Genomic DNA, 13,826 nt, shown 5'->3' with positions numbered 1-13,826 from the left:
CTGGGATGTCTTTCGGGTCAGCAGCAAGATGCCGGTTCAGTCGTCCAGACCGAGCAGGAAGGCCGGGTTGTCGCAGAAGATCTGCCGCAGCGACCTCTCGTCCAGGCCGAGGTCCAACAGCGCGGTCGCGACGCGGATGTAGGAGTCCACCGGCAGCGGCCGATCCTTCTGACCGAGGTCGGAGGCGATCACGGTGTGCTCCGGGCCGATCTTCTCGATCCAGTCCAGGAGGATCTTCGGGTCCCACTTCTTGGTCCCCTCGGGGTCGTAGAAGCCGGTCTCGTGCTCGACGAACGCTCCGTAGCCGACGAGCTCACGGCACTTCGCCTCGTCCGCACCGATGACGTAGTCGGGATGGTTGAGCAGCATCCGGGTGACACCCTTGTCCTTGGCCGCGGCGAACAGCTGGGTGATCGACTCGGTCTCCATGTGACCGCCGGTCACCATCGCGCCGCTCTCCTTCACCAGGTCGAGCACCTCGTGGACCTGAGGGATGAGCTCACCGTCCTCCTGGTGGATGTCGACCCGGGAGGACGGCACCTCGACGCTCGCCGTGGGGAAGCCGACGCCCTCCGGATGGCAGTCGATGTGCCGGCCGGCCGAGAACGTCGGAAACCACACGGCCCTGCCCCCCATGCGCAGTGACATGGCCACCGCGTGCGGGTTGATGCCGCCGACCATGCTGTTCAGGGTGATGCCGCCGAAGACCGGGGTGCTGATCTTCGCCAGCCGGTCGCCCATCGCGAGCAGGTCCATGACGGTGTTGTGGTGGTGGGACTTCACCAGCACGCCCCGCATGCCGAGCCGCTCGCCGTCCTTGCCGGCCTCGGCATGGTCGATGCGTCGAGGGAACGGGTTCGGGCCGGAATGGCAGTGCAGGTCAACGCAGCCGTTCAGCAGCTTGATGATGGCGGGTGTGTCAGTCATGAAGTCTCCGGGCGTCGGCGGTGTTCACATCGCTGTTCGCATCACAGACTGAGAGTTCGCTATCCGGCCTGTCAATAGGGGGCGTTTGGGAAACGCTTCCGCGAATCCCCAGGAAAACCTTGCAGCTAGACGCAGAGCACACTTACCCTCTGTCCGTACTGCGAACTACGCGCACTCTTTGTGGACAGTGAGGGCCGATGACGGAGCGCCAGGTCGACAAGCCGGTGACTGCTCGCGAGCAGGACATCCAGGCGGTGAGCCGGACCGCGCAGATCCTCGGATTGTTCAGTCCGGAGACTCCGGAGCTCTCCGTCGCGGAGGCCACCCGCCGACTCGGTCTGAACCGGACCACGGTGCACCGCTACTTCAGCTCGATGATCAGCTCCGGCCTGCTCGAGCGCGTGGAGGACTCCGCACTCGTCCGTCCCGGACGGTCGATCCTGCAGCTCGGCAGCTTCATGCTGGGACAGCAGCGCATCATGCAGAAGGCGCCGGCCTACATGCGCGAGCTCACGCTCGAGATAAAGATCAGCACCGTGCTGTCGCTGTGGGGCACCTCCGGCCCGGTGGTCTCGCTGGTGGAGGAGGCCGACCATCCCACCGTGGTGACGGTGCGCGTGGGCTCGCAGCTCGCCCTGGACTCCTCGCAGGCCAAGGTCTTCCTGGCCTTCCTCCCCGACCAGTTCCACGCCGACCGACTCACCGGCAGCCTCCCCGAGCCCCAGCGCACCGAGACTCGCCGTCGTATCGAGGCGATCCGACAGGCCGGCATGAGCAGTCACGTCAACCACCGCGGCATCTGCGTCGTCGCGGCGCCGGTGTTCGCGGCGACCGGGATCTGCGCCACGATCGCGGCCGTCGGCACCGAGCGGATGCTGCCGGAGGCGCTGGACTCCCGAGAGGCCACGGCGTTGAAGGCCGTCTGCAAGCGATTGACCAAGGAGATGGGCGGCACGTGGCCCGCGTCGACCGACTGATTGCTGCCAGCACGACAACCGAGGCGCGGGCAGCCTGCGCTCGAACCAGGTGAGGAATGACAGACATGCCGACCAGCACCGACACCGACTGCGTGATCCGCTTGGACTCGCTGTCCATGCTCTACCCGACGAAGTCCGGCGGGACCGTCCAGGCTCTCGACGACGTCTCCCTCAGCGTCCGAGCCGGTGAGTTCATCTCCATCGTCGGCCCCAGCGGCTGCGGCAAGAGCACGCTGCTGCGGATCATCATGGGCCTGTCCCGCCAGACCTCCGGACAGGTCACCTTCGGGCCGTCGGAGGACACCCACCGCAACCAGCTCGGGATGGTCTTCCAGCAGCCGCTGCTGCTGCCATGGCGCACAGTGCGGAAGAACCTGCTGACGTCGCCGGACCTTCACCACGCCCGGGACGCCGCGACCCACGCGAAGGCCGCCGAGCTGCTGGTGATGCTCGGCCTGGAGGAGTTCGGCGACCGGTACCCCAACGAGCTGTCCGGCGGGATGCAGCAGCGGGTCGGAATCGGCCGCGCCCTGATGCACGACCCGCGCATCCTGCTCATGGACGAGCCGTTCGGCGCCCTCGACGCGATGACCCGCGACCAGATGGGACTGGACCTGCTGAAGATCTGGGACCAGGACCGCAAGACCGTGCTGTTCGTGACGCACAGCATCCCCGAGGCGGTGCTCCTCGCCGACCGCGTCGTGGTCATGACACCGCGACCCGGCCGGTTGGCGGACGTCGTCGAGGTCGCGCTCCCTCGGCCGCGGCGGCTCGAGAACATCAACACGCCCGAGTTCGGCGAGATCGTCCTGAAGATCCGCAAGCTGCTCGACTCCGAGCACAGCGCCCACTAGGAGACCTGATGTCCACCAACACCAAGCGCCTTGCAGCCGACCGAGAGGCACTCGCCGTCCCGGGCGGCGAGACCGTGCCGGTGGAGGCGCCCACGGGCTCGGACACCCCGGTCCGACGCCGACGCCGCCGAGTACCGGAGATCACCTACAGCGTGCTGGTGTTCATCGGGCTGTTGGTGGTCTGGCAGGTCGTCGTGGAGATGTTCGACGTCTCCAACATCCTCGTCCCTGCGCCCACGGCCGTCGCCGCCTCCCTGGTCGACGGCTTCCAGGACGGCAGCCTGATGACCCACTCGATCGTCACCTTGAAGGAGATCCTGATCGGGTTCGGTATCGCGGTCGGCTCGGCACTGGTTTCCGCTGTGCTCATCACCCAGTTCCGGGCGGTGGAGCGCGTGCTCTTCCCGCTGCTCATCCTGACCCAGACCATCCCGAAGGTCGCCATGGCGCCTCTGCTGATCGTCTGGTTCGGCATCGGGATCAGCTCGAAGGTGCTGACCGTGGCCCTGATCGCGTTCTTCCCCCTCCTCATCAACGCCATCTTGGGATTCCGGTCCGCCGCCTACGAGCAGGTCGAGATGCTCCGGTCCTTCGGCGCGTCCCGCATGCAGGTCATGCGGCACCTGCAGATCCCGTCGGCTCTTCCGCACATCTTCGCGGGACTGGAGGTCGCCGTCATCCTGTCCGTGACCGGCGCCGTGGTCGCGGAGTTCGTGGGCAGCTCCGAAGGTCTGGGCTACCTGATCCAGGCGAGCAACTTCACCTTGGACGTGGCCAGGACCTTCGCGGTGATCGTCGTGCTGTCGGCCGTCGGCATCGCACTGCACGCGGTCGTCGTGCAGCTCGGCAAGTGGCTGGTCTTCTGGACCGCCACCCCCACCGACACCGCCAGCGAGGTCTGAGCCATGGCACGAGTGCGCGACGGGATCAACGGCGGCACGCTCGGGACCTGGATCAAGCTCTCCAGCCCCGAGAGTGTCGAGATCATGGCCCACGCGGGCTTCGACTTCGTGGTCATCGACCTCGAGCACACGACACTGGACCTGGGCGCCGCCTCGACCCACATCGCGATGGCCCGCGCCCTCGGGATGGACCCGCTCGTCAGGGTGCCTGACCACGGCCTCAGCGTGATCCAGCGGGTCCTGGACGCCGGCGCGGCCGGTGTGGTCGTGCCGCACGTCGACACGGTTCAGCAGGCCCGGGCGGTCGTGCGGGCCACCTGCTTCCCGCCGCGCGGCGACCGCGGGTCCGGCGGCACCAGCCGAGCGGGTCGCTGGGGGCTGCTGCCACGGGCGGACTACCTCGAGTACGGCAACGAGCAGGCCCTGTGCGTCGTCCAGCTCGAGAGCGAGGTGGCGATCAGGAACACGAGGGAGATCCTGGCCCTCGACGGCATCGGTGCCGCGCTCGTCGGGACGGCCGACCTCTCGATGTCGATGGGCGTCGCGGCGGGAAGCGACGAGGTGGACCGGCTCGCCACGTCCGCGCTGGCGGCTGCCGCCGCGGCAGGTGTTCCCATCGGCACCGCGTCCGCCACGAGTGACCAGGCCCGGGCCGCGCTGGCCCGGAGCTACGACTACGTGGTGGTCAGCAACGACACCTCGATCCTCGCCAGCGGAGGCCGGGCGATCGTGAACGCGCTGAAAGCGCCCGTCGCCGAGCGAGTCGCCCGGTGAGCGCGCCACGTGTCGCCATCGTGACGGGCTCGAGCTCCGGGATCGGAGAAGGGATCGCCCGCGCGCTCGCGGCCGACGGCTTCACCGTCGTGGTGAACTCGGCCACCTCGGTCGACGCCGGTGAGCGGCTCGCGGCCCAGCTCCCGGGGGCGAGCTACGTCCAGGCCGACATCGCCGATCCCTCCGACGCCGTGCGCCTGGTGGAGACGGCCGTGGAGCGGCACGGCCAGCTCGACCTGCTGGTGAACAACGCCGGGGTGTCGCGACCCGTCCCCCACGCCGACCTGGATGCGATCACCGCTGACGACTGGCACCGGATCCTCGGCGTCAACGTCGTCGGGACGTGGCAGGTCTCCGTCGCCGCTGTGAAGGTCATGGAGCCCGGCGGCCAGATCATCAACATCACCTCGGTGGGCGGCTCGCGCCCCCTCGGCAGCTCGATCCCCTACTCCGTCAGCAAGGCCGCGCTCGACCACCTGACGAGGCTGCTGGCCAAGGCCGTGGGTCCAGACGTCCGGGTGAACGCGATCGCCCCAGGGCCGCTCCAGACCCGACTGACCTCCGACAGCCTCGCCACGCGGGCGGCGCGCACCGGGGCAATGACACCGCTGGGCCGGCTCGGGCAACCATCCGACGTCGCAGCGATGGTCCTGGCGCTCATCAAGGCCCCCTTCGTCACCGGTGAGGTGATCCGCGTCGACGGCGGCATCAACCTCGTCACCCACATGGACGCGCCTCGCAACGACGACGCGTGATCCGTCCCGGCCCTTGGAGGTCAACCGGGGCGCTGCGCTGCGCCGATGGCACGCGCGACACCTTCAAGCCGGCCGGATCCTCGAAGCGCTCGGCGCAGCCTGGCGAGAGCAGGACCTGCTCGGACTTCGCGCCCTACTGACCGCGACGGATCACCGCGGCTCGCCATGTGTGGCAACTCGGCGTCAGAGTGCGCAGCCGTCGGGGCCGCAGGCGTCCACACCGCCGACCACGTCGAGCTGCGGGTGCGACTCGGCCAGGCCCGCTCGAGCACGTGGGTGAACACCTCGCTCGGCTGGGCGCCGGGGACGCCGTACTTGCGCGGTCACGCATGCGGACGCAGACGTACCGGGTGACCGCTCGGAAGGCCGCGTAGAGATCGGCGAAGGCGTCGCGGTCGCCGCGCTGCACGCGTTCCAGCAGCGCGAGGATGTGCGGAGCGACGTCGGGGGTGCCGACGGCGCGCAGCCGCGGCGTGGCGTCGGGCAGGCGTGCCGAGACCGTCGTGGAGCATCGCCGAGCGCGGTGCCAAGCTGCACACCATCATGAAGGCCGACCACCTCAGCGGGCCCTCTGGGGTCGCCGATCTCCCCGGCGGCTTCTGCTGTCGCCTTCAGCAGGCGGGCGGCCAGTTCCGTAAAAGCCAGCAGGTCCGGGCCAGGTGCCGGGCGGCTGCAGCCGTGCGACCGGCAGCGCGTCCAGCCCGGCCGCGGAGCGCCAAGTCAACTTGACACTTCCTCCCGTCGCCGGTCATCGCCGGCTGTGGCGGGGATGGCGTTGTCGATGAGGACGGCGGCGATGGCGGCGGCGGCGGGGAAGGCGTCGGCGTTGAGGACCCGGGTGCGCGCGGCGGCGCCGTCGATGAGCAGCGCGAGCTGCTCGCCGAGCTGTTCAGGGTCGGCGGCGCCGGCTTCGCGGGCGGTGTCGGCGAGCCGCGCGGCGACGGCTTTCTTGTAGTCGCGCGCGTACTGGGATGCGGGGTGCTGGGGGTCGTGGAGTTCGACGGCGGCGGCGATGTAGGGGCACAGGGGGGTGGTGGGAGGGATGTCGAAGGCGGCGAGGAGTCGTTCGCGGGGCGTGAGGTCGGTGCGGTCGAACACGCCGGACAGAACGGAGGGGTCGAACCGGCGCAGGTACTCGGCGACGAGTTCGTCCTTGCCGGTGAAGTGCTGGTAGGCCGTGCGCTTGGACACCTGGGCCGCCGCGCAAAGCTGGTCCATGCCGGTGCGGTTGATGCCCTGCTCACGGAACAGCTGCTGGGACGCGCTGAGGATGCGCTCGCGGGCGCCCCGGCCGCGGCGGCGGCCCTGGGGGCCCTTCTCCAACTCCGTCACGGGTCCATGGTACCCGAGCTGGATAACGATCGGTGTACATAGTTTGCGTCCCGGCCGCACCCCCCGTACCGTAAGCACACAGAACGGTGTACATAACGCCGTCATCCCAGGTGCGCACGGCACCACCGACCTAAAGGAGCAACATGGGAAAGCTTGACGGCAAGGTAGCGGTCATCACCGGCGGCACCACCGGCATGGCGCTGGCCGGCGCGAAGCTGTTCGTCGACGAGGGAGCGCACGTCTTCATCACCGGCCGCCGCCAGGACGCCCTGGACGAGGCCGTGAAGCAGATCGGCCGCAACGTCACCGGCGTCCAGGGCGACGCCGCCGACCTGGACGACCTGGACCGCCTGTACGACACCGTCAAGCGGGAGAAGGGCAGCCTCGACGTGCTGTGGGCCAGCGCAGGCGGGGGCGAGCCCGCCCCGCTCGGCGAGATCACCGAGGCCCAGTTCGACACCTGGTTCGGGCTCAATGCCCGCGGCACCCTGTTCACCGTCCAGAAGGCCCTCCCGCTCTTCAACGACGGCGGCTCCATCCTCATGACCGGTTCCAACGCCTCCCTCGGCGCCTTCCCCGGCTGGAGCGTCTACGCCGGCAGCAAGGCCGTCCAGCAGGCCTGGGCCCGCGTCTGGCTCAACGAGCTCAAGGACCGCCGCATCCGCGTCAACGTCCTGACCCCCGGCCAGGTCGCCACCGCCAAGCAGGAAGAACTCTTCGACGAGGCCACCAAGCGCCAGTTCGAGTCCCTCATCCCCCGCGGCCAGATGGGCCGCCCCGACGAGATCGCCACCGCCGCCCTCTTCCTCGCCTCCGACGACTCCAGCTACGTCAACGGCATGGAACTCGTCGCCGACGGCGGCACCACCGCCATCTGAACCGAACAACACAACCAGGGCAGGACATCTCATGAGCAACATCAGCATCATCGGCACCGGGAACATGGCCCGCACCATCGGCGCGCGGGCGGTAGCGGGCGGCAACACCGTCGAGGTCATGGGCCGCGATCAGTCCAAGGCCGCCGACCTGGCCAAGGCTCTCGGCGGCGGCGCCACGACGGGAGAATGGGGCACCGCCCCGGCCGGGGACATCGTCATCGTGGCCCTGTTGTACAACGGTGTCGTGCCGGTCGTCGCCCAGTACGGAGACGCTCTCGCGGGCAAGGTCATCGTCGACATCAGCAATCCCTTCAATTCCACGTTCGACGGGCTGGCCCACCGTGAGGAGACCTCGATCGCGCAGGAAGTCGCCAAGGCGGCCCCGGCCGGCGCCAGCGTGGTGAAGGCGTTCAACACCATCTTCCGTCATGTCCTGGAGAAGGGTCGGCCCGACGTCTTCATCGCCGGGGATGATGCGCAGGCCAAGGCGAGTGTGGAGGCGTTCATCGAGAGCCTCGGGCTGCGCCCGCTGGACGTCGGCGGCCTGAAAATGGCGCACTGGCTGGAAGGAGCCGGCGTGGTCACGGTGGGCCTCGCCAACCACGGGGTGGGGAACTTGGACTTCGCCCTCAGCATCACCGAACTTCCCGTCTGAGCAAAGTGTTGACGGATCACCGAAAGGACTCGCCGATGAAGCTTGGTTTCACACTTCCCACAGTCGGGTTACCAGCAGCGCCGCTGGCCTGAGCGGGTTCTGCCGCGGGATCGAGGACCTTGGCTACGACACGCTGTGGGTCGCAGCCGGTCGATGTGCATAGCATCTATCCGGGCAAAGGGCAGCCGTACCCGCCGCAGATGAAGCGTTACCTCGGTCAGCTCGTTCTGCAGATCGCGCTGGATCTGCCCGACGGCGGTGCTGAGGTTGATGAGCAGCGCGGTCGTCGCGCGTCGTTGGCCGCGAGGTCGTGAAAGTCGGACAGGGGGGCCGGACAGGACACGGAGGGCGACGCCGCGGGCCGGGCACCAGTCACGGACCGCGTGGATGTCGGCCAAGTCCCGCACAGCCGGAACGGCTCCGGCACTGCCAGGACATCGCCCGGGTGTGCGGCGGCGACCCGGGCGAACGCGGGCCGCTCCAAGGCGGGGATCTTGGAGGTGGTGGCCGGGTCCTCGAACAGCAGCACCCCCTCGGCGGGGACGGAATCCCTCTGCGACGCCCTCGGTCCGGATCACGAGGCCGGCCTCGGTGAGGATGTGCCGTTGCCGCAGCAGCGACTGGGTCGCGGTGGACACGCGCGAGTAAACCATCCGCACCGAAGGCTCCTCGGGGAAGGGGGACGCACGTTCGTCCGTGCCGACAACGCCCTGCTCTCGCTCCGCTGATCCACCCGACCCGCCCGCCACCGCCGCGCTGATCCAGGCCATCCGGGACTCCGCCCGGTAAGCGGTCAGTCTGACGAGTTCGCGGTTCCTGCAGCGCGGCGCGTCCACCCTGCGGAGGCGGTCACAGGCCGGTCGGGATGGTTCCGGCGCACGCGCGGGTCGTGGTACTGCGTGGACAGGACGATGTGGGTGTCCATCTGGCCGTGCTTGCCGATCTGCTCCAGCACGCCTTCGAGATGCGCCAGTGACGAGGCCCTGACCTTGAGCATTGAGCAGTGCTGCCCGCTCAGCTTGTCGACCTCGACCACCTCCGGGTAGTCCTCGGCGGCCGAGCTCTTCAGCAGGCAGGAGCTCGGAGCGCAGCGCAGCTCGATGTACGCCTGGATGGGGAACCCGGCCGCAACAGGGTCGATTTGCGCCTGATAGCCGACGATCACGCCGCGTCGTTCCAGACGACGGATCCGGTCGGCGACGGCCGGCGCGGACAGATGCACCCGCCGGGCCAGTTCGTTGTAGGACAGCCGGGCGTCGGCCTGCAACTCGTCGAGGAGCTTCCAGTCGAGGTCATCCAGGTCATTTGCCGATCGAAAGGAATTCACGCCGTTCACTTTACAATCGCGTCCAACGATCGCCCAGGCACGCCTCGACGGCCATGTCCTGTCGGCTCCTGGCTGCCTAGTGTGAATCCCGTGATCAGGAATCAGAGCGGAGGTGGCGGCGTCGACGCGCTGCCGGCCCGGGCTTGGCGGGACTTGGCGCGGCGGGTCACCGGCGTCGTGCTGATCGACGGTTCCGCCGGCTACGACGCGGCGTTCAGACCGGCCGGGCAGCGCTTCGGCGAGGTTCGCCCGCGGGCGGTGGTACGTTGCCGGGCTGCCTCCGACGTCGTGGCCGCGCTCGATTTCGCCAAGCACAACGGCCTGCCGGTGGCGGTACGCAGCGGCGGACACGATTTCGCCGGGCGCTCCACCACCACCGGACTGCTCATTGACCTCGGTGAGCTCACCGGAGTCTCCCTGAAAGACGGGTATGCGCACATCGGCGCAGGTACGCGACTCGCCGACGTGTACTGGCGCCTCGACCGGCACGCCCGTACCCTGGCCGCCGGGAGCGGCCCTTCCGTCGGCATCGCCGGGCTGACTCTCGGCGGCGGTCTCGGCTTCCTCGGTCGTATCTGGGGGCTGACCTGTGACCGGCTCGTCGGCGCGCGTGTCGTACGTGCGGACGGCAGCCTCGCCCACTGTGACGAGCGTGAGCAGGCCGACCTGTTCTGGGCCCTCAGAGGCGGTGGTGCGGCGGGGGTCGGCGTCGTCACGGAGCTGTCGTTCGCGCCGGTCCCGTCCCCGCGGTGCACCGCCGTGGAGCTCCGGTGGGACTACCGGCACGCCGCCCAGGTCATGGACGCCTGGCAGAAGTGGAGCCCGGACGCACCCGACGAACTCGCCGTGAGCTTGCTGCTCACCGTCCCGGCCGAGCCGCACGGCCAGGCGCGGGTGAGCCTGTTCGGAGCGGCCGCCGGGCTGTCGCCCGCGCACACCGACGACCTGCTTGACGATCTCATCGCCAGGGCCGGGGCCCGCCCGCAGAGCCGGTGGCGCCGGCAGACGTCGTGGACGGACACGCAAGCCACGCTCGCCGCGCGCGTGCCCGGCGGCGATGGCGGGCACCTGTTCAGCAGGTCCGGCTTCTTCCAGCAGGACATACCGCCCGGCCCGCTCGACGTCCTGGTCGATCAGCTGGTGGCCGACCGGCGGGCTGGCGAGTCCCGCGAACTCGACCTCACGCCGTGGGGTGGCGCCTACAACCGCGTCCCGTCGCACGCCACAGCGTTCCCGCATCGGAGCGAGCGCTTTCTGCTCAAACACACCGCCATGCTGCGACCGACACTGCCCGGCACCGTCCTGCCGGAAAGTGAATGGCTGCGGCGCTCCTGGCAGACAGTCCAGTCCTGGTCCAGCGGTGGCGTATACCCCAACTTCCCCGATCCCGCCCTCACCGATCCCGCACGCTCCTACTGGGGCGGCAACCTCCCCAGGCTGGAGCGGGTGAAAGCGACCCACGACCCCCACGGCATCCTGCCCGGCCTACGTCTTCGAGAGGATTCACCATGATCGACCAGCCCATCCACCCCGACGCCTCGCCGATCGGCGACGCCCCCAAGCCCCCGATCGCTGACCGGGCCGCGTTCCAGGCCGAGCTGGACCGGCTTCGTATCCGGGAGAAGGCCCACACCCGCGAGGGTGACGCGATCGCCGCCGCCCGGCGCCGCCTGCCGATGGTCGCGGTCGATCCACAGACGCCGCTGACCGGACCGAAGGGGCCGGTGCCGTTGATCGACCTGTTCGACGGCCGGTCCCAGCTGATCGCCTATTTCCACATGTGGCACCCCGGCCGGCCCGCCGCCCAGCAGTGCGAGGGCTGCACCTTCAACACCTCCCACGTCAACGAGCTGGCCTACCTGCACTCGCGCGACGTGAGCTACGCGGTCCTGTCCGAGGGCTCGTACGAGGAGAGCTCGCGGTATCGCGACTTCATGGGCTACACCGTTCCCTGGTACTCGGTACCGCAGGACTCCGTGGACCGGCTGATCGCAGGCCGGTACTTCGGCATCCTGGCGTGCTACCTGCGCGACGGTGAGCAGGTGTATGAGACCTACTGGACCTCCGGCCGCGGCAACGAGGCGATGGCACCCTCGTACGGGCTGCTGGACCGGACCGTCTACGGCCGCCAGGAGGACTGGGAGGACTCGCCGGAGGGCTGGCCGCAGCGCTGGGGCTCCAAAGGCGGCCAGTTCCGGTCGGCCGACGGCCGTCCGATGGCCCAGCAGCCGCGCCTGCAGGCAGGGCGCGACGACGACCTCGGCCCGCTGTCGGACGGACGGACAAGGTGCACCTGCCCGCTGCACAACTGACCGCGGCACAACGAGGGCTAGCGGGCAGACGGCAAGGAGCGCGTCATGTCCCTGCTCCATGCGGTGGGGATATCGGTCGGCTGCGTCCTGGCCCTCCCGCCGAGCAGAGACCGGCCACCACATCCAGGGCTTCGTGATCATGTCCATCCTGCTGGTGCTGACGGCATACGACGGCGCCTCTGTCGCCGGCGGCCGGGCGGCGGGCGGGGGCGGGGCGCCGCTCGGACAAAAAAAGCGAACAGTGCGAGCGCGTGCTGCCGTCGGGAAGCCGGAGCAGGCGGGGGGATGTCACGGCGCGACAGCCGACCCGTCCGCTCTCCCGCCGCTGGCCGGCTACGCCTGACCGTCCGCCACGACCTCGTAGTGCAGGGTGTACGTCTGGCGTTCCACCAGATATCTGCCGTCGACCGTCTTGCGGTGGGCGTCCATCCCGGTCCGGTACAGGTAGTCGACGTAGCCGTCGGCATCGCCGGCCCTGGTCCGGCCCCGCCACGTTCGCGCAATCATCCGAACTGAACCCTTCCGACGTGGCCGGGGCCTGATAGGCCGGCCCCGGCCACTTCGCGAAGCGGTTACACCAGCCGGGTGACCTTGCCGGTGTCGAGCGAGTAATACCCGCCCACGATCTTGAGATTCCGGTCGGCGATGCGCGGGGCGAGCAGCTTGTCGGCCTTGAGTTCGGCCACGACATTGGTGGTGTTGATCCGGATCATCCTGTCCACGTCCCCGCGGGCTTGCTCATAGGCCGGTCGCAGGTCGGTGACGATGCGGTGCAGGTGGCCGGGAAGCTTCGTGCCCTCCTTGAGGGCGTGGGCGGCGGCGGTGACCGCGCCGCAGCGCTGGTGGCCGAGCACCATGATCAGGGGTGTGTCCAGTTCGGCGGGGCCGTACTCGATGGCGCCGGCGATGAGGGGGTCGATGGTCTGGGCGGCGCTGCGTACGGTGAGGATGTCGCCGATCCCCATGTCGAAGACGATCTCCGGGGGGACGCGGGAGTCGATGCAGGAGACGACCACCGCGTACGGTTCCTGTTTCTGGGCGACCTCCGCGCGCCGGCCGAGGTCCTGGTGGGGGTGGGTGGAGGCGTCGGCGGCCCAGCGCCGGTTGCCCTCGCGCAGCTTCGCCCACGCCTCGTCCGGGGTGGCGGGCCGGCGCGCGGAGGGTCGTGCGAGGCTCTGTGCCGCCCCGCCGTCTAACAGGACCTGTCCGGCGACCAGTCCAGCGGCGAGCAGTACTGTACGACGGCCAATGATCTTCTTAGGCATGGGATCCAGTATGCGGTACACAGAGTACGCCTTGATCGCCGGGTCGCCTCACGGACCCGCGTCACCCTGTTTCCGCGCGGAAAGAGCCGGTAAAGCGTTGGATGACACCACCCTCCCGGCAAAGGCCCTCCGCCCCCGAACGTGTCCCTAGGCGCAGCGCTTGCCAAAGGGGAGACGTTCGTCGGCGAGACCGGTCTCGCCGACCCTGCTCATGGCCTGCGCAAGCCTGCCCGGCGTAAAACCGGCATCATCTCAGGACGGGCCGTCACCAAGGTCCGTGGCCGCCCAACCGGTCGGCCACCGCCATGAATCGTTCCTGACCGCTTGGAGCCGGATGGTTCGTTGTGGATTCGTGCGGGCAACGGACGGGAATCTCCCGGCGGATCGGTGCACACACACAAGTGGCCCCGGGAAGACGCATAGATGAGGCGGAAGGACATCATGGCAACCGACTACGACAGCCCCCGCAAGACCGACGACGACCCGGCAGAGGAGAGTCTGCAGGAACTCCAGACCCGCCGCGCCGACGGCTCGTCCGGCAGCCTCGACGTCGACGAGACCGACCTGGCCGAATCGATCGAACTGCCGGGCGCCGATCTGTCGAACGAAGAGCTGTCCGTACGGGTGATCCCGCCCCAGGCGGACGAGTTCACCTGCTCGCGCTGCTTCCTGGTGCACCACCGCAGCCAGCGCGCCGCTGGCCGAGACGATCAGCAGATCTGCCTGGAGTGCGCCGCCTGAGCACGGCGACGATCAAGGCCACCAAGCACGATCGCTGATGTCTGAGCGCGACAACGTTGGCGAGCCTGGTAGCCAATCAGGCCGTCCTCCTGGCCATGCCGCCGGAGCAGGCGCCTGTTCATGGGGT

General features: G+C 69.1%; 15 protein-coding genes. 10 read left to right on the top strand and 5 right to left on the bottom strand.

Annotated features, from left to right (window positions below; genetic code table 11):
- Nucleotides 1-36 precede the first annotated feature (36 nt).
- Nucleotides 37-927 carry a DUF6282 family protein gene (locus AB0J69_RS23875; protein ID WP_364121007.1) on the bottom strand — a complete coding sequence of 297 codons (891 nt, stop codon included), beginning with the start codon at nucleotides 925-927 and terminating at the stop codon, nucleotides 37-39.
- A 197-nt stretch (nucleotides 928-1,124) separates the two neighbouring features.
- Between AB0J69_RS23875 and AB0J69_RS23870 the strand changes: the two genes are divergently transcribed.
- From AB0J69_RS23870 to AB0J69_RS23850, 5 genes are all read left to right on the top strand, one after another.
- Nucleotides 1,125-1,904, top strand: a complete 780-nt coding sequence (locus tag AB0J69_RS23870; protein ID WP_364121004.1) for a helix-turn-helix domain-containing protein — start codon at nucleotides 1,125-1,127, stop codon at nucleotides 1,902-1,904.
- A 65-nt stretch (nucleotides 1,905-1,969) separates the two neighbouring features.
- Nucleotides 1,970-2,758 (top strand): ABC transporter ATP-binding protein, encoded by a 789-nt coding sequence (locus AB0J69_RS23865; RefSeq protein ID WP_364121001.1) that lies wholly within the window; start codon nucleotides 1,970-1,972, stop codon nucleotides 2,756-2,758.
- Between the two features lie 8 nt (nucleotides 2,759-2,766).
- Entirely contained in the window at nucleotides 2,767-3,660 is an 894-nt protein-coding gene (locus AB0J69_RS23860) for an ABC transporter permease (protein ID WP_364120998.1), read from the top strand.
- 3 nt (nucleotides 3,661-3,663) lie between these two features.
- Nucleotides 3,664-4,434 (top strand): aldolase/citrate lyase family protein, encoded by a 771-nt coding sequence (locus AB0J69_RS23855; RefSeq protein ID WP_364120995.1) that lies wholly within the window; start codon nucleotides 3,664-3,666, stop codon nucleotides 4,432-4,434.
- Nucleotides 4,431-5,189 carry an SDR family oxidoreductase gene (locus AB0J69_RS23850; RefSeq protein ID WP_364120992.1) on the top strand — a complete coding sequence of 253 codons (759 nt, stop codon included), beginning with the start codon at nucleotides 4,431-4,433 and terminating at the stop codon, nucleotides 5,187-5,189. Before AB0J69_RS23855 ends, AB0J69_RS23850 begins: the two co-directional genes overlap by 4 nt.
- 720 nt (nucleotides 5,190-5,909) lie before the next feature.
- Here AB0J69_RS23850 and AB0J69_RS23845 read toward each other — a convergent pair.
- Nucleotides 5,910-6,521, bottom strand: a complete 612-nt coding sequence (locus AB0J69_RS23845) for a helix-turn-helix domain-containing protein (RefSeq protein ID WP_364120989.1) — start codon at nucleotides 6,519-6,521, stop codon at nucleotides 5,910-5,912.
- A gap of 143 nt (nucleotides 6,522-6,664) precedes the next feature.
- Between AB0J69_RS23845 and AB0J69_RS23840 the strand changes: the two genes are divergently transcribed.
- Both AB0J69_RS23840 and AB0J69_RS23835 read left to right on the top strand, forming a co-directional pair.
- Complete coding sequence (locus tag AB0J69_RS23840; protein WP_031067588.1) at nucleotides 6,665-7,399, top strand: SDR family oxidoreductase; 735 nt, start codon at nucleotides 6,665-6,667, stop codon at nucleotides 7,397-7,399.
- A gap of 31 nt (nucleotides 7,400-7,430) precedes the next feature.
- Nucleotides 7,431-8,054, top strand: a complete 624-nt coding sequence (locus tag AB0J69_RS23835; RefSeq protein ID WP_364120985.1) for an NAD(P)-binding domain-containing protein — start codon at nucleotides 7,431-7,433, stop codon at nucleotides 8,052-8,054.
- Between the two features lie 793 nt (nucleotides 8,055-8,847).
- Here the strand turns inward: AB0J69_RS23835 and AB0J69_RS23830 are convergent.
- Nucleotides 8,848-9,390 (bottom strand): Lrp/AsnC family transcriptional regulator, encoded by a 543-nt coding sequence (locus AB0J69_RS23830; RefSeq protein ID WP_364120982.1) that lies wholly within the window; start codon nucleotides 9,388-9,390, stop codon nucleotides 8,848-8,850.
- A gap of 81 nt (nucleotides 9,391-9,471) precedes the next feature.
- Here AB0J69_RS23830 and AB0J69_RS23825 point away from each other — a divergent pair, with 81 nt between their 5' ends.
- Nucleotides 9,472-10,893, top strand: coding sequence for an FAD-binding protein (locus AB0J69_RS23825; protein WP_364120979.1), 1,422 nt, complete (start codon nucleotides 9,472-9,474; stop codon nucleotides 10,891-10,893).
- Entirely contained in the window at nucleotides 10,890-11,693 is an 804-nt protein-coding gene (locus tag AB0J69_RS23820) for a DUF899 domain-containing protein (RefSeq protein WP_364120976.1), read from the top strand. The genes AB0J69_RS23825 and AB0J69_RS23820 overlap by 4 nt, the downstream gene beginning before the upstream one ends.
- A gap of 333 nt (nucleotides 11,694-12,026) precedes the next feature.
- On the opposite strand, the gene AB0J69_RS23815 is transcribed toward AB0J69_RS23820, so the two are convergent.
- Together AB0J69_RS23815 and AB0J69_RS23810 are read right to left on the bottom strand one after the other, a co-directional pair.
- Complete coding sequence (locus tag AB0J69_RS23815; protein ID WP_364120973.1) at nucleotides 12,027-12,200, bottom strand: hypothetical protein; 174 nt, start codon at nucleotides 12,198-12,200, stop codon at nucleotides 12,027-12,029.
- 65 nt (nucleotides 12,201-12,265) lie between these two features.
- Complete coding sequence (locus AB0J69_RS23810) at nucleotides 12,266-12,958, bottom strand: carbonic anhydrase (RefSeq protein ID WP_364120970.1); 693 nt, start codon at nucleotides 12,956-12,958, stop codon at nucleotides 12,266-12,268.
- A 441-nt stretch (nucleotides 12,959-13,399) separates the two neighbouring features.
- Here AB0J69_RS23810 and AB0J69_RS23805 point away from each other — a divergent pair, with 441 nt between their 5' ends.
- Nucleotides 13,400-13,699 carry a DUF4193 domain-containing protein gene (locus AB0J69_RS23805; protein WP_364120967.1) on the top strand — a complete coding sequence of 100 codons (300 nt, stop codon included), beginning with the start codon at nucleotides 13,400-13,402 and terminating at the stop codon, nucleotides 13,697-13,699.
- Nucleotides 13,700-13,826: the final 127 nt, after the last annotated feature.

Source organism: Nonomuraea sp. NPDC049709 (assembly GCF_040674815.1).
Classification (GTDB): Bacteria; Actinomycetota; Actinomycetes; order Streptosporangiales; family Streptosporangiaceae; genus Nonomuraea.
This window is presented reverse-complemented; position numbering and strand designations above follow the sequence as displayed.

What these genes read in the sequence shown, in the direction of transcription:
- AB0J69_RS23875 (WP_364121007.1), bottom strand. Translation starts at nt 927, where the DNA reads ATGACTGACACACCCGCCATCATCAAGCTGCTGAACGGCTGCGTTGAC.
- AB0J69_RS23870 (WP_364121004.1), top strand. Translation starts at nt 1,125, where the DNA reads ATGACGGAGCGCCAGGTCGACAAGCCGGTGACTGCTCGCGAGCAGGAC.
- AB0J69_RS23865 (WP_364121001.1), top strand. Translation starts at nt 1,970, where the DNA reads ATGCCGACCAGCACCGACACCGACTGCGTGATCCGCTTGGACTCGCTG.
- AB0J69_RS23860 (WP_364120998.1), top strand. Translation starts at nt 2,767, where the DNA reads ATGTCCACCAACACCAAGCGCCTTGCAGCCGACCGAGAGGCACTCGCC.
- AB0J69_RS23855 (WP_364120995.1), top strand. Translation starts at nt 3,664, where the DNA reads ATGGCACGAGTGCGCGACGGGATCAACGGCGGCACGCTCGGGACCTGG.
- AB0J69_RS23840 (WP_031067588.1), top strand. Translation starts at nt 6,665, where the DNA reads ATGGGAAAGCTTGACGGCAAGGTAGCGGTCATCACCGGCGGCACCACC.
- AB0J69_RS23835 (WP_364120985.1), top strand. Translation starts at nt 7,431, where the DNA reads ATGAGCAACATCAGCATCATCGGCACCGGGAACATGGCCCGCACCATC.
- AB0J69_RS23820 (WP_364120976.1), top strand. Translation starts at nt 10,890, where the DNA reads ATGATCGACCAGCCCATCCACCCCGACGCCTCGCCGATCGGCGACGCC.
- AB0J69_RS23815 (WP_364120973.1), bottom strand. Translation starts at nt 12,200, where the DNA reads ATGATTGCGCGAACGTGGCGGGGCCGGACCAGGGCCGGCGATGCCGAC.
- AB0J69_RS23810 (WP_364120970.1), bottom strand. Translation starts at nt 12,958, where the DNA reads ATGCCTAAGAAGATCATTGGCCGTCGTACAGTACTGCTCGCCGCTGGA.
- AB0J69_RS23805 (WP_364120967.1), top strand. Translation starts at nt 13,400, where the DNA reads ATGGCAACCGACTACGACAGCCCCCGCAAGACCGACGACGACCCGGCA.